The sequence below is a fragment of the Nocardia takedensis NBRC 100417 genome, assembly GCF_000308695.1.
Classification (GTDB): domain Bacteria; phylum Actinomycetota; class Actinomycetes; order Mycobacteriales; family Mycobacteriaceae; genus Nocardia; species Nocardia takedensis.
The window spans coordinates 1-19,925 of the sequence record NZ_BAGG01000107.1 but is presented as its reverse complement, the minus strand read 5'-3'; the positions used below and the strand labels follow the sequence as shown (position 1 = coordinate 19,925).

At 68.5% G+C, this 19,925-nt stretch carries 23 protein-coding genes; 8 read left to right on the top strand and 15 right to left on the bottom strand.

The window, feature by feature from the left end:
• Positions 1 to 16: 16 nt before the first annotated feature.
• From ON30_RS36315 to ON30_RS22995, 3 genes are all read right to left on the bottom strand, one after another.
• Positions 17 to 688: an HAD family hydrolase gene (locus tag ON30_RS36315; RefSeq protein ID WP_051029819.1), complete on the bottom strand. Its 672-nt coding sequence runs from the start codon at positions 686 to 688 to the stop codon at positions 17 to 19.
• Positions 689 to 691: 3 nt separating this feature from the next.
• On the bottom strand, positions 692 to 2,296 hold the full coding sequence (locus ON30_RS23000) for an MFS transporter (protein WP_063719929.1): 1,605 nt from the start codon (positions 2,294 to 2,296) through the stop codon (positions 692 to 694).
• A 69-nt stretch (positions 2,297 to 2,365) separates the two neighbouring features.
• Positions 2,366 to 2,992, bottom strand: a complete 627-nt coding sequence (locus tag ON30_RS22995) for an AAA family ATPase (RefSeq protein ID WP_040710035.1) — start codon at positions 2,990 to 2,992, stop codon at positions 2,366 to 2,368.
• A 149-nt stretch (positions 2,993 to 3,141) separates the two neighbouring features.
• Between ON30_RS22995 and ON30_RS22990 the strand changes: the two genes are divergently transcribed.
• Positions 3,142 to 3,747, top strand: a complete 606-nt coding sequence (locus tag ON30_RS22990; protein ID WP_063719928.1) for a TetR/AcrR family transcriptional regulator — start codon at positions 3,142 to 3,144, stop codon at positions 3,745 to 3,747.
• Here ON30_RS22990 and ON30_RS22985 read toward each other — a convergent pair.
• The 6 genes from ON30_RS22985 to rpmB form a co-directional block, all read right to left on the bottom strand.
• Entirely contained in the window at positions 3,721 to 4,710 is a 990-nt protein-coding gene (locus tag ON30_RS22985) for an AvrD family protein (protein WP_040710034.1), read from the bottom strand. The two genes, ON30_RS22990 and ON30_RS22985, sit on opposite strands and share 27 nt — an antisense overlap.
• A 33-nt stretch (positions 4,711 to 4,743) precedes the next feature.
• Positions 4,744 to 5,718 (bottom strand): beta-ketoacyl-ACP synthase 3, encoded by a 975-nt coding sequence (locus ON30_RS22980; RefSeq protein WP_051029817.1) that lies wholly within the window; start codon positions 5,716 to 5,718, stop codon positions 4,744 to 4,746.
• Positions 5,719 to 6,158: 440 nt separating this feature from the next.
• Positions 6,159 to 6,413 (bottom strand): 30S ribosomal protein S18, encoded by a 255-nt coding sequence (gene rpsR / locus ON30_RS22975; RefSeq protein ID WP_011211513.1) that lies wholly within the window; start codon positions 6,411 to 6,413, stop codon positions 6,159 to 6,161.
• Between the two features lie 26 nt (positions 6,414 to 6,439).
• On the bottom strand, positions 6,440 to 6,745 hold the full coding sequence (gene rpsN, locus ON30_RS22970; RefSeq protein ID WP_040710032.1) for a 30S ribosomal protein S14: 306 nt from the start codon (positions 6,743 to 6,745) through the stop codon (positions 6,440 to 6,442).
• The gene (gene rpmG, locus ON30_RS22965) at positions 6,745 to 6,915 is read right to left on the bottom strand and encodes a 50S ribosomal protein L33 (protein ID WP_040710031.1); all 171 of its coding nucleotides are present in this window, start codon (positions 6,913 to 6,915) and stop codon (positions 6,745 to 6,747) included. The genes rpsN and rpmG overlap by 1 nt, the downstream gene beginning before the upstream one ends.
• Positions 6,916 to 6,924: 9 nt before the next feature.
• Positions 6,925 to 7,161 (bottom strand): 50S ribosomal protein L28, encoded by a 237-nt coding sequence (rpmB, locus tag ON30_RS22960; RefSeq protein ID WP_040710030.1) that lies wholly within the window; start codon positions 7,159 to 7,161, stop codon positions 6,925 to 6,927.
• 101 nt (positions 7,162 to 7,262) lie between these two features.
• Between rpmB and mrf the strand changes: the two genes are divergently transcribed.
• The 3 genes from mrf to rpmF are packed head-to-tail and all read left to right on the top strand — an operon-like array spanning position 7,263 to position 8,999.
• Entirely contained in the window at positions 7,263 to 8,561 is a 1,299-nt protein-coding gene (gene mrf / locus ON30_RS22955; RefSeq protein ID WP_245554174.1) for a ribosome hibernation factor-recruiting GTPase MRF, read from the top strand.
• Positions 8,558 to 8,824 (top strand): type B 50S ribosomal protein L31, encoded by a 267-nt coding sequence (locus ON30_RS22950; protein ID WP_040710029.1) that lies wholly within the window; start codon positions 8,558 to 8,560, stop codon positions 8,822 to 8,824. The genes mrf and ON30_RS22950 overlap by 4 nt, the downstream gene beginning before the upstream one ends.
• A 1-nt stretch (position 8,825) precedes the next feature.
• Positions 8,826 to 8,999: a 50S ribosomal protein L32 gene (rpmF, locus tag ON30_RS22945; RefSeq protein ID WP_040710028.1), complete on the top strand. Its 174-nt coding sequence runs from the start codon at positions 8,826 to 8,828 to the stop codon at positions 8,997 to 8,999.
• A 397-nt stretch (positions 9,000 to 9,396) separates the two neighbouring features.
• Here rpmF and ON30_RS22940 read toward each other — a convergent pair whose 3' ends face one another.
• The 6 genes from ON30_RS22940 to ON30_RS22915 form a co-directional block, all read right to left on the bottom strand.
• A complete protein-coding gene (locus tag ON30_RS22940; RefSeq protein WP_157183811.1) occupies positions 9,397 to 9,843 on the bottom strand; it encodes a hypothetical protein in 447 nt (148 codons plus the stop codon).
• A 68-nt stretch (positions 9,844 to 9,911) separates the two neighbouring features.
• The gene (locus tag ON30_RS22935) at positions 9,912 to 10,682 is read right to left on the bottom strand and encodes an MHYT domain-containing protein (RefSeq protein WP_063719927.1); all 771 of its coding nucleotides are present in this window, start codon (positions 10,680 to 10,682) and stop codon (positions 9,912 to 9,914) included.
• Between the two features lie 12 nt (positions 10,683 to 10,694).
• Positions 10,695 to 11,324: a GTP-binding protein gene (locus ON30_RS22930; protein ID WP_373282619.1), complete on the bottom strand. Its 630-nt coding sequence runs from the start codon at positions 11,322 to 11,324 to the stop codon at positions 10,695 to 10,697.
• Complete coding sequence (locus ON30_RS22925) at positions 11,305 to 11,679, bottom strand: DUF742 domain-containing protein (RefSeq protein WP_051029813.1); 375 nt, start codon at positions 11,677 to 11,679, stop codon at positions 11,305 to 11,307. The genes ON30_RS22930 and ON30_RS22925 overlap by 20 nt, the downstream gene beginning before the upstream one ends.
• A 7-nt stretch (positions 11,680 to 11,686) precedes the next feature.
• Positions 11,687 to 12,097, bottom strand: a complete 411-nt coding sequence (locus tag ON30_RS22920; protein WP_040710026.1) for a roadblock/LC7 domain-containing protein — start codon at positions 12,095 to 12,097, stop codon at positions 11,687 to 11,689.
• Positions 12,094 to 14,700 (bottom strand): sensor histidine kinase, encoded by a 2,607-nt coding sequence (locus ON30_RS22915; protein WP_245554173.1) that lies wholly within the window; start codon positions 14,698 to 14,700, stop codon positions 12,094 to 12,096. The genes ON30_RS22920 and ON30_RS22915 overlap by 4 nt, the downstream gene beginning before the upstream one ends.
• Before the next feature lie 491 nt (positions 14,701 to 15,191).
• Here ON30_RS22915 and ON30_RS22910 point away from each other — a divergent pair, with 491 nt between their 5' ends.
• The 4 genes from ON30_RS22910 to ON30_RS22895 all read left to right on the top strand — a co-directional run bounded on the left by ON30_RS22910 (position 15,192) and on the right by ON30_RS22895 (position 19,459).
• Complete coding sequence (locus tag ON30_RS22910; protein ID WP_040710023.1) at positions 15,192 to 15,878, top strand: response regulator transcription factor; 687 nt, start codon at positions 15,192 to 15,194, stop codon at positions 15,876 to 15,878.
• Between the two features lie 2 nt (positions 15,879 to 15,880).
• Entirely contained in the window at positions 15,881 to 17,356 is a 1,476-nt protein-coding gene (locus tag ON30_RS22905) for an ATP-binding protein (protein WP_040710021.1), read from the top strand.
• A gap of 121 nt (positions 17,357 to 17,477) precedes the next feature.
• Positions 17,478 to 18,842 carry a S1C family serine protease gene (locus tag ON30_RS22900; RefSeq protein ID WP_083911609.1) on the top strand — a complete coding sequence of 455 codons (1,365 nt, stop codon included), beginning with the start codon at positions 17,478 to 17,480 and terminating at the stop codon, positions 18,840 to 18,842.
• A gap of 122 nt (positions 18,843 to 18,964) precedes the next feature.
• Positions 18,965 to 19,459 carry a MogA/MoaB family molybdenum cofactor biosynthesis protein gene (locus ON30_RS22895; RefSeq protein WP_218006296.1) on the top strand — a complete coding sequence of 165 codons (495 nt, stop codon included), beginning with the start codon at positions 18,965 to 18,967 and terminating at the stop codon, positions 19,457 to 19,459.
• Positions 19,460 to 19,925 lie beyond the last annotated feature (466 nt).

The following is a 19,925-nucleotide window of genomic DNA, read 5'->3' as shown; positions in this document are numbered from 1 at the left end:
TGCTGTCTCCGATCGATCAGCGCTCATGATCGCGCAGGACCTCCCAGCCGCGCTCGCGCGCGACCGTCTCCAGGGCCGGGTCCACGGGTATCACCGTGGGATGTCCGACGCTCTCCAGCACCGGCACATCGCTGATGTGGTCGCCGAAGCCGAAGTCCTCGGCCAGGTCGTGGCCGGGGTAGGAGGTGACGAAGGTCTCGACCTCGGCGCGCTTGGCCGGGCCGATCAGCGATCTGCGCACCTGCCCGGTGAACACGCCGTCGCGTTCCTCCAGGTCGGTGCACAGGACGCCCGCGCAGTCCAGCTCCCGTTCGATCGGGCGCAGGCAGGCGTGGAAGGAACCCGAGACCAGCACGGTCCTGACCCCTTCCGCGTGGAGTTCGCGCAACCGGGTGCGCACCGAGTGCCGGTAGAGGTCCGCGGCGCACAGCTGTTCGTGCCATGCCACCGCGGCCTCGTCGACCTCGGCGACCGGGATGTCGGCCCAGAGCAGGTAGTAGCTCCGGTTCAACTCCGCCCGGTCCGCGCCGGTCTCGGCCAGGACCCGCATCCGCGTGCGATGGGTCTCCAACACCGCGCCGCGCCGTGTCGCCGCGAAGAAGAACTCGGCGAAATGGTGCAGCGTGCTGACCCGCAGCAGGGTGTGGTCGACATCGGTGAACGCGAAACGGGGCCTGGTCGCGAGCATGGGTCAGGCCACCGGGGACTTGGCCAACGGGTCCTCGGTCGGCACGCCGGGTGTGGCCAGGGCGGCCTCGTCCAGATCCCGGCTGCGCAGGGTGGTCAGCGCGATCGCGCCGGAGACCGCGGCGACGATCGCGGCCAGCACCATCGTGTTGTGCAGACCGCTGACGAACGCCGACTCCGCGGCCGAGCGCACGGCCTCCGCCGCGGCGCCCAGGTCGGGACCGGCCAGCACCGAGGGGCCGCCCGCGGCGACCGCGTCGCCCGCTTCGCTCGCCTTGTCGCCGAAAACGGCGGTGGCCGTCTCGTTCTCGGTGAACGCGCTGCCGACCCGGTTCTGGAAGAACGCGCCGACCGCGGCGATGCCGATCGCCAGACCCGCCTGCTGGAAGGTCTCGTTGATGCCGGAGGCCGCGCCCGCCTTGTCGGAGGTGGTGACCGCGATGGAGAACGCCGCGCGCGGCGGGTTGAACAGGCCCATGCCGAGCCCGATCAGGATCATGCCGGGGATGAGCGCGGTCCAACTGTCGCCGACGTCGACCAGCAGCACCGCGAAAAGGCCCGCGGCGATGAGCAACTGGGACGCGCCGACCAGCAGGGCGGGCGGCAGTTTGGCGACCAGGCTGCCCGCCAGCGCCGCGGCCACGAACAGCAGCAGCGTCAACGGCAGGAAGCGCACGCCGGAGGCCAGCGCCGAGTACCCGAGCAGGTTCTGCACGTAGGAGATGAGCAGGAACAGTGCGGGCATCACCGACAGCGCGCACAGCGCGGTCACCACGGACAGACCGTTGAAGGTCCGATTCTCGAACAGGCTCAGGTCGAACATGGCCCGGCCGGGACGGCTGATCTGGAACCAGGCGAACAGCGCGAGCAGCGCGATGGCCAGCAGGAAGCAACCGATGATCCGCGCGCTGCCCCACCCGTCGGCCTGACCGCGCATGAAGCCCAGCACCAGGAAGAACAGGCCGAAGGAGAAGCTCAGCATGCCCGGCCAGTCCACCGGCGGCGGTGCGTCGCTGCGGGATTCGCGCATCTTCAGGTAGCCGATGACCAAGGCGACGATGGTCACCGGGATGTTGACCAGGAAGATCCAGCGCCAGCCGAGCGATTCGGTGAGGCCGCCGCCGATCAGCGGGCCGAAGGCGATCGCCAGACCGGCCACGCCGCCGAACACGCCGAAGGCCATGCCGCGGTCCTTGCCGCGGAACTCGTGACCCAGCAGGGCCGGGCCGACGGCGAACAGGATCGCCCCGCCCAGGCCCTGCACCAGGCGCGCGAGGATCAGCACCACGTCGTTGGGCGCGAGACCGCAGGCCAGCGAGGACAACACGAAGATGACCAGGCCCGCGTCGAAGACCTTCTTGCGGCCGATGCGGTCGGCCAGCGAGCCCGCCGCCAGCAGCACCGCGGCCAGGCCGAGCGCGTAGGCGTCCAGGATCCACTGCAACGCCTCGAAGGAGGAGTCGAAGGCCGCGCGGATATCCGGTAGCGCCACGTTGACCACGGTCAGATCCAACATGAGCATGAAGGTCGCCAGCGCCACGACGACCAGCGTCCAGATCGCGCTGTCGGATCGTTGTGGTGTTCGGGCGTAGGCACCGGGTGTGGCCATGGGTAACCCTTCTGAATTACGGTGCGGGAGGGAGGAACCGAACGTGGTCGGGACGTTCGGGAGGAGGCTTCAGGCGGCCTTGAGCGCGGCGTTGACCGCATCCGTCACCGGAATGACGTGCGGTAGCTGGTACATCCCGGCCACCCGGGTGACGATCTCCTCCAGCGGTCCGCCGATCACCAGGTAGGGGATACCGGTGTCGTGCAGGGTGTCGAGCAGGATCCTGTCCAGTTCGGCGCGGAACTCCGAATCCCGCGGCGCGCTGGTGTCCCGGTCGAGTCGCAGGTGGACGAAACCGTCGTAGGCGATGCCCGCGCGTCGGGCCACGATGCCCGCGTGCGCGAGAAGGTAACGCTGTTCGAAGATTCGGTACGGCAGGTCCTGCGGGCGACGCAGCCAGTGGCCGAGTCGCCGGGTACGGCGCACGGTCTCGGCGACCGCCCACTCGTGCAGGACCGAACCGTCCGAGACGAATCCGGAGCCGAATCTGGCCTCGGAATCCACCCGCTGCTCGAAACCCCTGATCGGCGCGTCGACGGTGGCCGCGAGCCTACGGTCGGCCGCCGCTGTCGCGGAGGCCGAGGATATGGTCGCGTACGACAGCCCGGTGGCCAAGGACAACGCGGTGCACACCGCGGTCTTCCCACTGCCCGGGGCACCGGTGACGGCCAGTCGTAACGCGGGTGAATCCTTCATCGGGGAGTCCTCGTATCGCGGTGATCGCTCCGCTGAACTCGCATCGGGCGCGCGAAAGGCGCGACTCGTCCGAGTTGCTTCACAATGTCCCGCGAAATGTAGTAATCAAACGATAACTTGTCAATATTTGGCCGTGGTAACTTGAGAACATGATGGCCAGACTGAGCGCGGTGGAGCGGCGCGAGAGGATTCTGGAGGCGGCGGGGCGAGCTTTCTCGCGGGGCGGCTATGCCGGTACCAGCACCGATCTGGTCGCGCTCGAGGCGGGCGTCTCCCAGCCCTACGTCGTCCGCATGTTCGGCAGCAAGGCCGACCTGTTCCAGGAAGTGTTCGACCGCGCGGTCGAGGAGATGATCACCGCGTTCGCCGTCGAACTCGACGATCCGGCGGCGGCCACCGCCCCGGACGTGTGGGACAGGCTCGGCGCGGTCTACAGCCGCCTCGTCGAGGACCGTGACGTCCTCGTGGTGTTGTTGCAGGGTTTCAGCGCCGCCGCCGCGCATCCGCAGATCGCGGCGGCCGCCCGGCGCTGCCTGGTGACGCTGTTCAACCTGCTGGTGGAGCGCACCGGCAGTCCGCCCCAACAGGTTCAGCAGTTCATCGCCAACGGCATGCTGCTCAACGCCCTGTTGGCGATGGACGCGCCGGAGCACGCGAGCGAGGAACCCGCGCTCGCGGCGCTCGCGGACTGCGCGTTGGGGCAGCACGTCGGCTATACCTACGGTCCCTCAGTCCGGAAGCTGATGGGCAAGTAGGCACGAGCCGGTCACGCCCTGGAACTCCTTGATCAGCAGGTCGGCGCTGCGCCAGCGCTGACCGCCCCGATCGATGACCGAGCCGCGTCGTAACTCCACCGTGCCGTCGAAGGTGTCGGCCGAGGGGCGCGCCGGACGGACCGCGAAGAACTCGAGCTTGCGCATCCACAGCGTGTTGCTGCTGGTGCGGGTCAGCGAATCCATCTGGTACAGCAGGATCTGGGACAGCTGCGCCGCGCCCACGACCGCGTCGATCGGCGACACCGAATCCCAGTAGGCCGACTCCGCGCCGACGTAACCGCCCTCGACACCGGTGCTGACCCGCTGATGGCCGGTGATGCGGGTGGCGTCGGGCGAGACGGTCAGATCGGTGGCGGTCAGCGTGTGGTCCTTGACGCCGTTGAGGTAGTAGTGCGGCGCGGGGCCGTACAGGTCGCCGAGGGTGGCGATCTCCTCGAACCCGCCGTCATCGGCACGGGCGACGCCGGTGGGGTGGACCAGGGTGAGATTGCCGGCGAGGTTGCCGACCTGGAATTTGAAGGTGGTCTCGGACTCGTCGTCGGCCACGTCGGTGGTGGCCGTGACGGTCGCGGTGACCGGGATGTTGTCGAGGTCCTCGTGGGGCGCGGCGCCCGCGCGCACCGAAGCGTGGCTGACCCACATCCGCGCGGACTGTTCGGGCGCGAGGCCACGGGCCCGCGAGGTGGCCGCGTCGCACAGCGAGGCCGCCAGCATGATGGTGTCGACGCTGCTCACGTGGGGAACCAGTTCCCCGTGTTGCTTACGCGACCAGGCCGCCGGATAGGTGAGGCGAGCAACCCCGCTGTGTTCGGCGCCGGGGGTAATCGACCGGCCGAGGCGCAAGTGGGACAGCTCCGGGCTGACTTTCTTGTAACCCTCGCCGAAATAACGGTCGGAGCGGGGTCCGAGAGGCTCGTCGTAACTGGAGAATAAAACGCTCATCGCACTGACAACTTTCCGATTCGAACAAATCGGTCAGGCGACCCGTGGAAGGTCGAAAACCTGACCCGCATAAGACAAGCCCGCGCCGAAGGAAACCTGCAGCGCAAGTTGTCCCGGTTTGGCTCGTTCGGATGACACGAGGTCCTCGATGGCCAGCGGAAGTGCGGCGGCCGAGGTGTTTCCGGCACGTCGGACATCGTCCGCGATGACCACGGATTCGTCTTGCCAACCCAATTTCCGTGCCACCCCGTCGATAATGCGGAGATTTGCCTGGTGCGGCACGAAGACTTCGATGTCCCGCAAAGGGACCCCACCGGCTTCGGCGATTTCCGAAACAATCTTCGGAACCGCGACGGTGGCCCAACGGAAAACTTCTGTCCCTTCCATTCGCAGGAATGGCGTGGGGGTCGTCTCCGGATCGGCGCGCTGGTCTTCCCAGGTGGGTTCCTGGCGGATCAGATGCGATTGCTCGCCCAGACTGCCCCACACCGTGCGCCGGATGTGACCGGTCTCGGTACGGGTGATCAGGGCTGCTCCGGCGCCGTCACCGAAGATCGGGGCGACCGAGCGTTCGCCGAGATCGATGACGTTGCTGAGCTTTTCGGAACCGATGACGAGGATCGTGTCGGATTGACCGGAGTTGATGAGTGCGGTGGCCTGGCCCACGCCGTGGGCGTATCCCGAACAACCGGCCGAGATGTCGTAGGCCGCGGGGCGGTCACAGCCGAGTGCCGCGGCGATGATGGGCGCGGCCGCCGGGGTCTGATTCAGATGGGTGGAGGTCGCGAGCATCACGACATCGACCTGACGAGCGGACATGCGTGCGGCGGACAAAGCCGATTGAGCGGCTTCGGTCGCCATCGAGATTACGGTTTCGTGCCCCCCCGCAAATCTTCTCTCAGTTATTCCGGTACGCGTTATTATCCATTCTTCGTCAACCCCGAGTTCGGGTGCGAGTTCGGAATTCGGAACGACACGATCGGGACGATAGGTACCGATCGTCAACATTCCGGCCGCAAGCGCCGTCATATTTCCACCCCCGAGAGGTGATATGTGTCAATTATGTATGAATCAATGTATCACTGCCGTTCATTTACGGAATCAGATCACATCGCTATAACGCCTGTATAACGACATACTGTGATGAAGGTCACGTTTTTTCATAGACCATTGACATCGCTCGATAATCGGCACCCGGTCGGGCGGTCGGCTAACGCTTGCGAAAAGTTAACCGAATGGTCGTCTGTCCAGGGTGGTCGAGTCGGTCGGGGGGAGTTCTGCCAGATCACGAAGTCGCATCGGGCGAATTGGCGCGACCTCGATCGATAACTATGTATTCCCTGATCGGGTGTTTTCGCCCCGGGGGGCGGATACGGCAACGGCGGGGGTGCGGGTGAACATCACCCGCACCCCCGCCGTGCGGGCTCGCTTTCGTGTCCGCGGGCCGGTTACCGGCTGGTAAATGGCAGCAGGGCCATCTCGCGGGCGTTCTTGACAGCCACCGCCACCTGACGCTGCTGCTGGGGTGTGAGCCCCGTCACCCGCCTGCTGCGGATCTTGCCGCGGTCGGAGATGAAGGTGCGCAGCAGGTTCACATCCTTGTAGTCCACGGTCTCGATGCCCGCGGCGATCAGCGGGTTCTTCTTGGGACGGCGGGCCTGCTCGGCGCGTACCTTCTTCGACGGTGCTCGCTTGACTGCCATGTGGTTTCCTTCTGCGGGATCGGTGGTTACCAACTCGACTTGCGCACGCCCGGGAGCTCGCCCCGGTGGGCCATCTCGCGCACACGCACCCGGGAGAGTCCGAACTTCCGGAGGTGACCGCGCGGACGTCCGTCCGCGGCGTCCCGATTGCGCAAGCGTACCGGACTGGCATCACGCGGCAGTCGCTGTAGTGCCGAGCGCGCACGGTCCCGCTCGGGTGCGGGAGTGGTCGGATTCCGCAGCAGTTCCTTGAGCTCGGCACGTCGCTCGGCGTAGCGGGCCACGACCTCGCGGCGCTGCCGATCGCGGGCGATCTTGGACTTCTTGGCCATCAGCGGCTCTCGCGGAACTCGACGTGCCTGCGCACGACGGGATCGTATTTGCGCAGCACGAGGCGGTCGGGATCGTTGCGCCGGTTCTTGCGGGTGACGTAGGTGTAGCCGGTACCCGCGGTGGACTGCATGCGGATCACGGGCCGGATCTCGGTGGACTTGGACGCCATGGCGGACTCCTAGATCTTCTCGCCCCGGGCGCGGATGCGGGCGATCACGGCCTCGATCCCGTCCCGGTCGATGGTTTTGATGCCCTTGGTCGACAAGGTCAGCGTGACGCGTCGGTTCTCGCTGGGCAGGTAGTAGGTCTTGCGCTGGATGTTGGGGTTCCAGCGGCGGCTGGTCCGCTTGTGCGAATGCGAGACGGACTTGCCGAAGCCCGGGGCGCGCCCGGTGACCTGGCAGTGGGCCGACATCCCGACTCCTTCCGGTAGATGAAAATCATTTTCGACAACGACCGTTCGAGACTGTACTCTCGGCGTCCGGCAAATGAAAATCGTTATCGAAAGGGGTTCCCGTGGTGGTGTCCGAACCGGCCGCACCCGATCGCCGCACACCCGTCGTGCTGGTCACGGGCTTCTCGGTGCCCGCCGTCGCCCTGGTCGACCGCGCCGCCGGGGCGCTGCTCGCGGCCGCGGGCACCGTCGTGGTCCGCCACGACCTGGCCGAACTGGGGCAGGGCGTGGTCCGCCGGACGGTGCGCGACGGTGACGCGGAGACCACCGAGGTGCTGGAACTGGCCCACGGATGCGTCTCGTGCACGCTGCGCGCCGATCTGCTGCCCTTGCTGATCCGTCTGGCGGCCCGCGACTCGGTGCGGCGCATCGTGCTGGCGCTGGACCCGGCCTTCGAGGCCGAGGCGGTCTGCCGGGCGATCCAGGAGGTCGTGATCGGCGGTGTCGTGGGCCGCGTCGACGGCCCCGCGGGTCGCGACGTCCGCGTCGAGGCCGTGCTCGCCTGCCTCGACGGCGCGCACTGGCTCGCCGACGCCACCGGCGAGGACACCCTCGCCGACCGTGGACTGGCCACCGCCGACGACGACCGGACCGTGGCCCAGGTCGCCGTCGGGCAAGTGGATTTCGCCGACGCGGTGGCGGTCGCGGGCGGCGACGATCGGGAGCGTCTCGGCGCGGTGCTCGCACGGTTGGCCCCGCAAGCCCCGGTGGCCTGGCTCGACGACTCCGCGGCGTGCGGGTCGGCCGAGATCGAGGACCTGCTGACGCGCGTGCCCGCCGACGCGCGCCGGGGGCGGATCTTCGACGCGCATGCCCCGTTGCTGCGCGGTCAGCCGCCGCTGGGCGCGGAATGTGGTGTGACACTGCTGGAATTCGCCGCGAACCGGCCGTTCCATCCCGCGCGCCTGCACGAGGCCCTCGACGTGCTCTTCGACGGCGTGGTCACCGCGCGGGGCCGGATGTGGCTGGCGACCCAACCCGAGGAGGTCGTGTGGCTCGAGTCCGCGGGCGGCGGCCTGCGGGTGGGCGGCGCGGGGCGCTGGCTGGCGGCGATGGATGCCGAGGAGATCGCCCAGGCCGATCCGACGCGGCGCGCGCTGGCGGCGCTGCGCTGGGACGAGCGCTTCGGCGACCGGGACATCTCGCTGGTGGTGCTGGTCCACGACGCCGATCCGGCCGAGATCCGCACCGCGCTGCACTGGGCGCTGGTCGAGGACGACGAACTGCGCCTGGTGGATCGGGCGCCCGAGCGCGTGGCGCTGTGGGACGACCCGTTCGGCGACTGGCATGCCGACCCGTGCGGGGACGGCGAACCGACCGAGGCGGCCCAGCCGAATCGGCAGAGAGGAGAAGGACAGTGAAGGCAGGGATTCATCCGGACTACCATCCGGTGGTCTTCGAGGACTCGGGGACGGGCAAGCGGTTCCTCACCCGGTCCACGGTCACCAGCGAGCGGACCGTGGAATGGTCGGACGGGCAGCGCTATCCGCTGATCGTCGTGGACGTCACCGCGGATTCGCATCCGTTCTGGACCGGCGCGCACCGCGTGCTGGACACCCAGGGCCGGGTGGAGAAGTTCGAGCGCAAGTACGGCAGGCGCGCGCGCCGGGGAGGGGAGGGCTGAGATGGCGGTTCCCAAGCGCAGAATGTCGCGGTCCAACACCCGCAGTCGGCGGTCGCAGTGGAAAGCGGTCGCACCGGATCTCGTCACGGTGACGGTCGCGGGCGTCGAGTATCGGGTGCCCCGGCGACTGGTGAAGGCCGTTCAGCGGGGGTTGGTCGACCTCGATCGCCGATAACTCCGGCGTGTCTGGCATCCGGGCATGTCGATCATGAAAGAGCGGGCAACACTTCGGTTATCGCTATGATGTGGATCACATGCACGTATTCTGAATTGCTGCTTGCGGCTCGGTAACCTTGCGATGAAATACATACTCGGAGTTTGATTTCGGCCTCGGTAAAAGTCTTCGAGAAATGATGAAATCGCTGTTCCGGGCGCGTACCCTCATGCGAGAGGGCGGGTTCTCCCGATCACCGCGAGAACCCGCTCATCGCCAAAGTCCGGGGCTGGTCGCCCCGCTTCTTCGAAACACCCTGGTAGCCGGTGTTTTTCGCGTGCGGTGCGGGTGCGGGCGCGAGCACAGGACCGCGGCGATCGACCAAAGCCGAGCGGACGCGGGCCCGCCCGCCGCGAACCTACCGATCGCCCGATCCGGCGCCCGTCTCCCGATCCGAGCGCTTCGGCGCCACCGCCGCGGTCTTCGCGGCCTCGGAGTTGCCGGAAAGTTCCGCGACCAACGCCTCCAAGCGGCCCAACTGCGCGCCGACGAACTCCGCGGGGCCCTCCACGAGCGAGAGCGGCCACGGCAGGCGACGCTGTTCGAGGCGACGCACCTCATCGGCGAGTTCGGCCGCGGTGGCCTCCAATTCGCTGATCTCCGTGCGCAGTTCGCCCACCTGGGCGCGCAGCGCCGCGGCATGCGATTCCAGTTCCTCGATACGGCCCAGCGCCGCCGCGACACCTTCCACCAGGGATCGGGCCTGTCCGTCGGCCTCCGCGCCGAGTTGGGGCCACCCTTCGAGATCCGGTCCGCGCAACTGGGTCTGGATGTCGCGCAGTACGGCCTCCTGCTCCGGCGTCACGTCCGGTTCCTCCCGTGTGAAAAGGTCCTGGCCGATCCGGTCCGCGCCCGCGTCCACACGGGACCGGATCAGCGAGCCGGTTCGGGTTCGTTGCGTGTACTCGCCGAAGCCGAGGGCACACCGCGACGGTCCGGCGCGACCAGCACCGCGGTGATCGGGATGGCGAGCGAGAGCATGCCCACCACGAACATCGGGACGAGGAAGGTGAACAGATCCTCCCCGTCGGGCACCGAGATACGGGTGTCGACGCGGACATCCAGACCGGCCAGCCACAGGTAGTGCGCGCCGATCACGGCCAAGCCGAACACGATCGCCGCGCCGCCCATCGCGGGGACCGGCCAGGTGTGCAGCACGAACCACAGCGCCAGCGCCGAGGTCGCCGCCAGCAGCGCGATCGAAGCGATCACGGGGCCCCAGTTCAATTCGATCGAACCGCGGACCTGGATCGCGTCCATCCCGACGTGCATGGTCAGCGCCAGACCCACCGTCATCGCCGCCGCGCAGCCCACCAGGCGCGGCCACTGGACGGTGCGGCCGAGGAAGATCAGACCCGCGAAGATCGACAGCCCGGACAGCACGGCCGCGCCGAGCAATCGGGTCACGTCGTAGCGGAACACCGTCTCACCGGGGCCGTTGACCCCGAGCATGGACACGAAGATCGCCAGCCACACACCGATGGCGCCGATGGACACGGCGGCGGCGGTCAACCACACGGTCCGGAACCGGGCGGTCACCGACTTCCTGGACTCCCTGATACAGGTGAATCCGACCAGCGCGCCCGCCGCCGAGACGAGCACCGACAGGGCCAGAACCCAATAGCCCATAGCGAAATAGCTCACGAACGGTTTCCTCTACCCCTGGCCGACGGGCTGTTCACGTTGCTGATCGGCCAGGCGCTGGATGGCGTATTCGGTGACCGCGGCGAGGGACTGGCGCACCTCCATCGCGTTGCGGGCGTCGATGTCGACGATCGGCACACCCGAGCGCACCGACAGCGCCTCGCGCAGTTCGCCGACCGGGAAGCGGGGCGCGTCCGGGAAACGGTTGACCGCCACCAGGAACGGCAGGCCGCGCGCCTCGAAGAAGTCGACCGCGGCGAAGCTGTCCTCGATACGGCGGGTGTCGACCAGCACCACCGCGCCGATCGCGCCGCGGATCAGGTCGTCCCACATGAACCAGAACCGGCGCTGCCCCGGCGTGCCGAACAGGTACAGCACCAGGTTGCCCGGCAGCACGATGCGACCGAAGTCCATCGCGACGGTCGTGGTCTGCTTGCCCGGCGTGGCGGCGAGATCGTCGATGCCGTCGGAGAAACCGGTCACCATCGCCTCGGTGCGCAGCGGGACGATCTCCGATACCGCGCCGACGAAGGTCGTCTTGCCCGCGCCGAAACCGCCGGCGACAACGATCTTCGTCGAGGCGGTGCGGTTGTCCACCGGGACCGAGCCGTAGGGCTGGGCGTTATAGGGCGCGGAGTCCACGCAATGTCCTCTCCATCAGTATTCGGCGCTCGTCATAGGTAGCTTGGTCACTCAGCGTCGAATGCACCCGCAGCGTTCCGGCGACCACGAGATCACCGATCACGACCCGGACCAGGCCGAGGGGCCGCTGCAATTTGGCCGAGATCTCGGCGACCGACAGACGCGCGGTTCCCAGCCGCACGATATCGGTGCGTAGATCGCCGACCGGCCATTCGAAATGGGCAGTGTAGGAGACGGTCTCGATGACCGCCTCCAAGGGAAGGTCGACCGCCGGCTCGGTACGTCCGGAAGTCAGCGCATAAGGGCGGACACGGGTCGGGGGTATTCCCGGCCCCCCGCCGGAAGGATTGGACATCGCACTCTCAGACAGCCGTACGGGCGGTGGCCGAGACCACCGACCCGACCCGGTCCACGAGCAGTGCCATCTCGTATCCGATACGTCCGATGTCGTGGGTCTTGTTCGCCAGTACGGCCAGGTGCGAGCCGTTGCCGACCGTCATCACGAGCAGGTAGCCGCGCTGCATGTCGACGATGGACTGCATGACCTTGCCGCCGTTGAACAACTGCGCCGCCCCCGCGGACAGACTCGCCAGACCCGCCGTCACGGCGGCCAACTGCTCGGCGCGGTCGCTGGGCAGGTGCGGGCTGGTGGCCTGGAGCAGACCGTCGGCCGAGACCAGGACCGCGTGCGTCACACCGGGAACGTCCCGGGTGAACCGGGTGACCAGCCAGTTCAGGTTCTCGTCCGTCGTGGTGCTTGGTTTGTCGCTCATGCAAGCCCTCCATCGTTGTACTGGGCGTCGGCCCGTCCACTGCGGACCCCGCTGAGATGCCTGGTCAGGCTGTTACGAATTTCATCCGGATTCCGGGTGTTGGCCTCCTCGACGGGAGCGAGCCCGCCGGGCACCAACTGGGCTCCGGGCTGACGGATCGGCAGTCCACCGGACGTGCGGCCCGAGGTGGTCGGGTTGCTCGCCTCGGCGGCGGCCGCCCAGCCCGCGTCGGCGGGCGAACTCCACGATTCGGCGGGCTCGTTGTTCTCCGAACCCGAGGAAGCCGGTTCGACCAGCCACTCGGAGACCATGCGCTGGTAGATCGGCGTCGGCGACTCCGGATTCACCGGCCGCAGCCCCGTCGCGGTGACGGTGGCGGGGACGGGTTCCGGTTCGGGGGTCCGCGACGCCGGTTCCGGCGCGTAACTCTCGGGGGTGTAGCTCTCGGTGGCGTAGCCGTCACGGGTCTCGCGCCCGTAGTTGGCGTAGCTCTCGGTCGCGTAGGTCGAGGTCTCGGCCCACACGTCGACCGCGGGGGCGGGCTCCGGGGCCCGGCGGTCGTTGCCGGTCTTGGAGGGCAGCGCCAGCGGTTCGTGGCCGCGGTCACGGTCCTCGCGCCGGTCGAACCCGCGGGCGCGACCCGGATCGGTGGTCTCGACGTCGACCACCGCGTGCGGGCCCGAGTGCTCGCGTTCGGCGGGCGCCGCCACCCGGATCGCGGGCCGCCGCTGCGGCAGACCCGCGCCGCTCACCTCGAAGGAGGAGGTGTGCTCGGGCAGCGCCGGACTCGGCACCGGGACCAACATGCGCGGCTGCGGCGCGGTCGACTCCGGCGGGGCGATCTGCTGTGGCGGGGCGTGCTGCGGACCGGATTCCGGCGAGATCGGCACCGGCGAGACCAAGGTCCCGGGCAGGTGCACGCTCGCGGTGATGCCGGGCTGCTGGGCCATCGCCGCGGTGCGGCGCAGGTTGACCGTGATGTTGTGGCGCTTGGCGAGGCGACCGACGACGAACAGACCCATGCGGCGGGCGGTCTCGACGGTGACCTCACCACCGGAGGCGAGATGGTCGTTGGTCGTCTGCAGGTCCTCGTTGGACATGCCCAGACCGCGGTCGATGATCTCGATCAGGTAGCCGCCGTCCACCGCGCGGGCCACCGAGACCGCCACCGGGGTGGTCGGCGGCGAGTAGCGCAGCGCGTTGTCGATCAGTTCGGCGAGCAGGTGCTCGATGTCGACGGCGGGTTCACCGGGGACGATGCCGTCCGGCGCCGCGCCGATCTCCACGCGCTGGTAGTCCTCGACCTGCGAGACCGCGCTCCAGAGCATGTCCGAGAGCGGCACCGGCGGCAGGTGTCCGCGCCGCAGCGCGGTACCGGCGAGCACCAGCAGGTTGTCGCCGTTGCGGCGCATGCGGGTGGCGAGGTGGTCGAGGCGGAACAGGCTCTGCAACCGGTCCGAGTCGTCCTCGTCGTGTTCGAGTTCCTCGATGAGGGTGAGCTGCTGCTCCACGAGCGACTGGCTGCGCCGCGACAGGGTCTCGAACATGCTGCCGATCTGCAGGCGCAGACGGGCCTGTTCACCGGCGAGGTGGAGCGCGGCGTTGTGGATGTCGTCCACGGCGCGGGCCAGCTGGCCGATCTCCTCGGTGGTGTGCACGTCGATGCGCGAGGTGTCGGGTGTCGCGCCGCCGGAGCGCACGACCTCGATCTCGTTGGGCAGGTCGACGTGGGCGACCTGCAACGCGCCGTGCCGCAGGCGGCGGATCGGGACGACCAGCGAGCGGGCGACCGCGAGGGCCAGGGCCAGACCGGCGAGCAGGGTCGCGACCACGATCGCGATATCGCGCAGCACGATGCCGCGCAGTTCGGCGGTCCGGTCGGTCAGCTTGGAGTCGATGATGTCGACGAGGCTGACCGTGGTCTGGTCGTAGGCGGTGGCGCTGGTGCGCAGTGATTCGACGACGGCGGGATTGGTCGTCGGGTCGCCGAGGTTCTGGCCGAACGCGCCGAGCCGGGTGTTGATGGCGTCGGTCAACGTGTTGGCGTTCAACGCCGAGGACGGTTGCAGCTGGGCGAACTGCATGACCAACACGAGCTCGCCACCGGCGGTGGTGAGCACGGTCGGTCGGACCGCGGGATTGCGGTCGGCGCCCGGTGATCCGATCAGCAGATACTGCTGGGTCAGCAGGCGACGAGCGTTGGTCGTCACACCCAGCTGCAGGAAGTATCGCTGAATGGTGAGCTCCTCGATCGTGGTCGAGACCGCGATCGCGTTACCGATGCGGGCCGCCACGTCGTCGGACTGCTGGGCCAGCGTGACCGGTGAGGAGTTGCGCAGGTTGTTGCGCATGGCCCGACCGGCCACCAGGGCCAGATCGAGTTCCTTGCTGACGCTCTCGGGCGCCTTGGTCGATTTCAGCGCCGTCTCCAGATCGGCCGACGCCTGGTCGAACTTGCCCGCGACCTTGTCGATCGCGGATTCCGGCTGTTCCTCCCACGAGGTCGCCGCGGCTACCGCGAGCTGCTCGGTGGCCGAGCCGAACGCGAGCATCGGACGGATGATCCGTGCCTGTTCCGCGGCCGCGTCCAGCTCGGAGATCATCCGAAGTTCGTCATTGATTCGCAACACCGCGAATGTCGAGGCGAGTACCACTGGTAGCAGCAGTACGACCCCGACCTTGCGGGTGACGGACCAGTTGGACAGCCTGAATTGCCTGGAACGCGGTGATGATTCCATCCGCTTCCGTCGCCTCCACTCCGCGCGGGGTCCCCGGTGGCTTGTGGCTGTTCAACATAAGTATGGGATGAACCTGCTGAGAACCAACTCGAGGTCTTCTTTTTACCGCAGGGAACATACCGTGCGAGCTGGGCAACGGCAATCTGGGGCACCCCCATTGATTAATCTCGAATATGGCTGAACAGAACATGTTTCGTGCACAATGAGGTTTGCTCGCTCGGGTGAATCGGCCGATGCCTTAGAAAGCCGCTGGTCATCCGGGGTAGCCGGGTGTCTGCCGTCGTGCCGCCGGCCGCGCGGCGTGTCGCACCCGACCCTCTCAGTCGACTCTCAGTCGGTGCGGTCAAACTGGTGGCATGCGCATTCTGGTAGTCGACGACGATCGCGCCGTCCGTGAATCGCTGCGCCGGTCGCTGACCTTCAACGGCTACTCGGTCGACCTCGCCGTGGACGGCGTCGACGCCCTGGAGAAAGCCACCGCGCAGCGGCCGGATGCCCTCGTGCTGGACGTCATGATGCCCCGGCTGGACGGGCTCGAAGTTTGCCGGCGGCTGCGCAGCACCGGCGACGATCTGCCGATTCTGGTTTTGACAGCGCGTGATTCGGTCTCGGAAAGGGTTGCCGGACTCGATGCCGGGGCCGACGACTATTTGCCGAAACCCTTCGCGCTCGAAGAATTGCTGGCCCGGCTACGCGCGTTGCTGCGCCGTCGGGCCGCCGATCCCGGCGAGGGTTCGGAGGCGATGCAGTTCGCCGACCTGAGCCTGGACCCGGTCACCCGCGAGGTCTCGCGCGGCGAACGCTCCATCAGCCTGACCCGCACCGAGTTCTCGCTGCTGGAGATGTTGATGGCCAACCCGCGCCGGGTGCTGACCCGCAGTCGCATCCTCGAGGAGGTGTGGGGCTACGACTTCCCCACCTCCGGCAACGCCCTCGAGGTCTACATCGGCTACCTGCGCCGCAAGACCGAGGCCGAAGGCGAACCCCGACTGATCCACACCGTGCGCGGGGTCGGCTACGTGCTGCGCGAAACACCGCCGTGATGATGGGGCGCACCGTCCCGCGGCGCACCACCATCGCGCCCCTCGGGCCGCGCTCGCCCGAACCGGCGGACATGCGCCCGCCCATGCCGCTGACGCGTTCGGTGTCGTTGCGCTGGCGGGTCACGCTGCTGGCGGCCTCCTTGGTGGCCGTGGCCGTCGCGGTCACCTCGATCGCCGCCTACGCCTTGGTCGCTCGGGCCCTCTACGCCGACGTCGACCAGCAGTTGCACGACCGCGCCAACGCGATCATCGCCAGCAACGCCTACGGGTTCAACACCCTCAACGTCATGGTCGCCGCCGCCTTCTACACCGACAGCGGCATCGCGATGATCTACGGCCCCGAATACCGGCCCTACGCCCCGCCGCAGCGCACCACCCCGCCCGTCGGGGAACCGGAGATCGACGTCGCCCGCGGCGAGCGCAACTCCTCGCTGCGCACCGCCGACAACCAGCGCGTGCTCGCGGTGCGCGCGAATTCCGGGCCGACGCTGGTCATCTCCCAACGTCTGGAACCCACCCGCGAAGTCCTCGACCGGCTGTCGTGGCTGCTGTTCGTCGTCGGCGGGTGCGGCGTCATCGCCGCCGCCGCGATGGGCACCGCCGTCGGCCGCACCAGCCTGCGCCCGGTCGCCCGGCTCACCGCCGCCACCGAACGCATCGCCCGCACCGACGACCTCACCCCGATCCCCGTCACCGGCGACGACGAACTGGCCCGGCTCACCGAGAGTTTCAACACCATGCTGCGCGCGCTGGCCGAATCGCGCGACAGGCAGAGCAGGCTCATCGCCGACGCGGGCCACGAACTGCGCACACCGCTCACCTCGCTGCGCACCAACATGGAACTGCTCATCGCCTCCAGTCGCCCCGGCGCGCCGAGCGTGCCCGACGAGGACATGGCCGAACTGCGCTCCGACGTCATGGCCCAGATCGAGGAACTCTCGACGCTGGTCGGCGATCTGGTCGACCTGGCCCGCGAGGACGCGCCCGAGGCCATCTACGAGCGCGTCGACCTCGGCGAGGTCACCGAACGGGCTCTGGAACGCGCCCGACGCCGCCGCGCGGGCATCGATTTCGTCGCCGAACTGCGGCCCTGGTTCGTCTACGGCCACGAGGCCGGACTCGAACGCGCGGTCCTCAATATCCTCGACAACGCGGCCAAGTGGAGTCCGACGGGCGCCCAGGTCTTCGTCAGCATGCGCGAGACCGGCCGCGGCTTGCTGGAACTGTCCGTGGACGACGCGGGCGCGGGCATCCCAGGCCCCGAACGCGAACTGGTCTTCGAGCGCTTCTACCGGACCACCGCCTCCCGCTCGATGCCCGGTTCCGGGCTCGGCCTGGCCATCGTCAAACAGGTGGTCACCAAGCACGGCGGCACCATCACCATCGACACCTCCGCGCGCGGCGGCACGCTCATGCGGATGGTGCTGCCCGGTGAGGGTTCGGTCCCCGCCGACGTCGCCGGCGTCGACGCCGAGTAGCGCACCCCGCGTTTTCCGCCGGGTAGCGTCGAGATCTCGGACAACTGCAAGCGCCGTCTCAGTTCGCTCTAAGCCGTCCTCGGCACGCTGGGAGACAGATGTCGACGAGAAACGAGATGCCATGACCGAGGATTTCCAGAACCGCCAGGGCGAGGCGAAGGGCGCGGAGTCCGGTACGGGCGGCCACCCGACCGAACAGTTCCCGCCCGCCTCGGCATCGCACACCGACCAGCACGCCTATTGGAGCGGGCAGACCCAGCACACCGCTCCGCAGTACGCCGCACCGCGGCCCGGGCCCTACCCCGGGCCGTCCTATCCGCCGCCCGCCTACCCGCCGCCGGGCGCGCCCCTCGCGGCCACACCCGCCGGTTCTTCGCCGCGCCGTCCACTGCGCACCGGACTGATCGCGGGCGCGGTCGCGCTGGCCCTGGTCAGCGGCGGTGTCGGCGGTGCGGTCGGCGCGCTGGTCGCGGACGGTGACAATCCGGGCGGTTCGGTCAGCAACGCGCTCAACGCGCCCCGCCCGAACGTCAACAACGTGTCCAACGCGCCCGCGGGCTCGACCCAGGCGGTCGCCCAGAAGGTCCTGCCCAGCGTGGTCATGATCAAGGTCGCCGGCAATCGCGCGGAGGGGGAGGGCTCCGGCGTGGTGCTGTCCTCCGACGGCCTGATCCTGACCAACAACCACGTCGCGGCGGGCGGCGGCGCGAACGCGAAGATGGAGGTCGTCTTCTCCGACGGCAGCACCGCGCCCGCGACCGTCGTCGGCGCCGACCCGGTCTCCGATCTCGCCGTCATCCGGGTGCAGGGCAAGACCGGGCTGACCCCGATCGAACTCGGCGCGTCCAGCGGCTTGCAGGTGGGTCAACCGGTCATCGCCATCGGTTCGCCGCTGGGACTGGCGGGCACGGTCACCACCGGCATCGTCTCCGCGCTCAACCGGCCGGTCTCCACCCAGGGCGAGGCCGCCACCAGTCAGGTCAACCCGGTCATCGACGCCATCCAGACCGACGCCGCGATCAACCCCGGCAACTCCGGCGGCGCGCTGGTCGACGGCGACGGCAAACTCATCGGCATCAACACCGCCATCGCCAGCCTCGGCGCGGACGCCAGCGCCCAGAGCGGTTCCATCGGCCTCGGTTTCGCCATCCCGGTCGACCAAGCCCGCCGGGTGGCGACCGAACTGATCGACAAGGGGCACGCCACCTACGCCCAGATCGGCATCAAGCTGCGCCCGCAGGACACCAGCGCGCAGGTCCTCGAATCCACCCAGGGCGGACCGGCCGCCGCCGCGGGCATCCCGGAGGGCGCGGTCATCACCTCGCTCGACGGACGGCCCATCGACTCCGGCAACGCGCTCATCGCCGCGGTCCGCTCGCATCAGCCCGGCGACAAGGTGAAGGTCACCTACACCGACGAACGCGGCGCGAACCCGAAGACCGTCGAGGTGACGCTGTCCGCCGCGCCCGTGGACGGCGCCCGGTGAGGCGGGCGACCCGCGACGGCTACCCGCGCCTGGCGGCCGAGTTGGCCGGCGCCACCGGCCTGGAACCCGAGTTGACCAGCGCCGCGGTCGACCTGCTCACCGCAGGCGCTACGGTGAGCACCATGGAAATCGATGCTCCTGTGGCGGGGCGCGCACTGGTTGTGGTGGTCGATGATCGGACAGCGCACGGAGGTGAGGATTCGCTCGGCCCGCTGGTCACCGAGCTGCTCACCGAAGCGGGATTCCTTGTCGACGCCTCGGTGTCGGTGCAGGCCGACGAGGTGGAGATCCGCAACGCCCTCAACACCGCGGTGATCGGCGGCGTCGACCTGGTGATCTCGGTCGGCGGCACCGGCATGTCCCCGCGCGACGTCACCCCGGAGGCCACCGCGCAGGTGCTCGACCGGGAACTGCCCGGCATCAGCGAAGCCCTGCGCGCCTCGGGGCGGGTCGCGGGCTCCCTGGACGCGGGTCTCTCCCGCGGCCTGGCGGGCATCTCCGGCAGCACCCTCGTGGTGAATCTGCCGGGCACCCGCGCCGCCGTCCGCGACGGTATGGCAACCCTCGGCCCGCTGGCCGTGAAGGTCATCGGCGAGCTGTCCGGATTGGTCGAATAGATCTCCGCCGCCGATTCTTCCGACGATCCGCGCCCGGCCCAGCGCCGGGCGCGGGACGCCGCGCGACTGGCCCGGATCTTCGGGGAGTCGCTGCCCGACACCACCTCCGACGAGCGCGACGCCGACTCGGCCGCTCGTTCCGATCCCGACGACTGGTACCGCGCCCAGGTGCCGCCGCACCACGGCTGACCGTCATCTACGCATCTACTCCGTAGTGACGTACGTATGGGGATCGTAAGCCGCCTGGACGCGCCCGAGGACTCGCTGTGATGCGGACCATCATGTCCGCATTTCTGTAGTAATCGTCGGATGACCTTTCCGCGAACCCGAGATTTCGCGACGGCAAATTCCGCGGACTCGGAAAAGCGTTTTCGCACGTCAAGTCATTTGACGGATTATGTACCGTGACCTACATCACAATCGGGTCAATCACGCACTCGCGTTGCCAGCCCGTTACGCACGGTTT

What these genes read in the sequence shown, in the direction of transcription:
- ON30_RS36315 (WP_051029819.1), bottom strand. Translation starts at nt 688, where the DNA reads ATGCTCGCGACCAGGCCCCGTTTCGCGTTCACCGATGTCGACCACACC.
- ON30_RS23000 (WP_063719929.1), bottom strand. Translation starts at nt 2,296, where the DNA reads ATGGCCACACCCGGTGCCTACGCCCGAACACCACAACGATCCGACAGC.
- ON30_RS22995 (WP_040710035.1), bottom strand. Translation starts at nt 2,992, where the DNA reads ATGAAGGATTCACCCGCGTTACGACTGGCCGTCACCGGTGCCCCGGGC.
- ON30_RS22990 (WP_063719928.1), top strand. Translation starts at nt 3,142, where the DNA reads ATGATGGCCAGACTGAGCGCGGTGGAGCGGCGCGAGAGGATTCTGGAG.
- ON30_RS22985 (WP_040710034.1), bottom strand. Translation starts at nt 4,710, where the DNA reads ATGAGCGTTTTATTCTCCAGTTACGACGAGCCTCTCGGACCCCGCTCC.
- ON30_RS22980 (WP_051029817.1), bottom strand. Translation starts at nt 5,718, where the DNA reads ATGTTGACGATCGGTACCTATCGTCCCGATCGTGTCGTTCCGAATTCC.
- rpsR (WP_011211513.1), bottom strand. Translation starts at nt 6,413, where the DNA reads ATGGCAGTCAAGCGAGCACCGTCGAAGAAGGTACGCGCCGAGCAGGCC.
- rpsN (WP_040710032.1), bottom strand. Translation starts at nt 6,745, where the DNA reads ATGGCCAAGAAGTCCAAGATCGCCCGCGATCGGCAGCGCCGCGAGGTC.
- rpmG (WP_040710031.1), bottom strand. Translation starts at nt 6,915, where the DNA reads ATGGCGTCCAAGTCCACCGAGATCCGGCCCGTGATCCGCATGCAGTCC.
- rpmB (WP_040710030.1), bottom strand. Translation starts at nt 7,161, where the DNA reads ATGTCGGCCCACTGCCAGGTCACCGGGCGCGCCCCGGGCTTCGGCAAG.
- rpmF (WP_040710028.1), top strand. Translation starts at nt 8,826, where the DNA reads ATGGCGGTTCCCAAGCGCAGAATGTCGCGGTCCAACACCCGCAGTCGG.
- ON30_RS22925 (WP_051029813.1), bottom strand. Translation starts at nt 11,679, where the DNA reads ATGTCCAATCCTTCCGGCGGGGGGCCGGGAATACCCCCGACCCGTGTC.
- ON30_RS22920 (WP_040710026.1), bottom strand. Translation starts at nt 12,097, where the DNA reads ATGAGCGACAAACCAAGCACCACGACGGACGAGAACCTGAACTGGCTG.
- ON30_RS22915 (WP_245554173.1), bottom strand. Translation starts at nt 14,700, where the DNA reads ATGATCTCCGAGCTGGACGCGGCCGCGGAACAGGCACGGATCATCCGT.
- ON30_RS22910 (WP_040710023.1), top strand. Translation starts at nt 15,192, where the DNA reads ATGCGCATTCTGGTAGTCGACGACGATCGCGCCGTCCGTGAATCGCTG.
- ON30_RS22905 (WP_040710021.1), top strand. Translation starts at nt 15,881, where the DNA reads ATGGGGCGCACCGTCCCGCGGCGCACCACCATCGCGCCCCTCGGGCCG.
- ON30_RS22900 (WP_083911609.1), top strand. Translation starts at nt 17,478, where the DNA reads ATGACCGAGGATTTCCAGAACCGCCAGGGCGAGGCGAAGGGCGCGGAG.
- ON30_RS22895 (WP_218006296.1), top strand. Translation starts at nt 18,965, where the DNA reads ATGGAAATCGATGCTCCTGTGGCGGGGCGCGCACTGGTTGTGGTGGTC.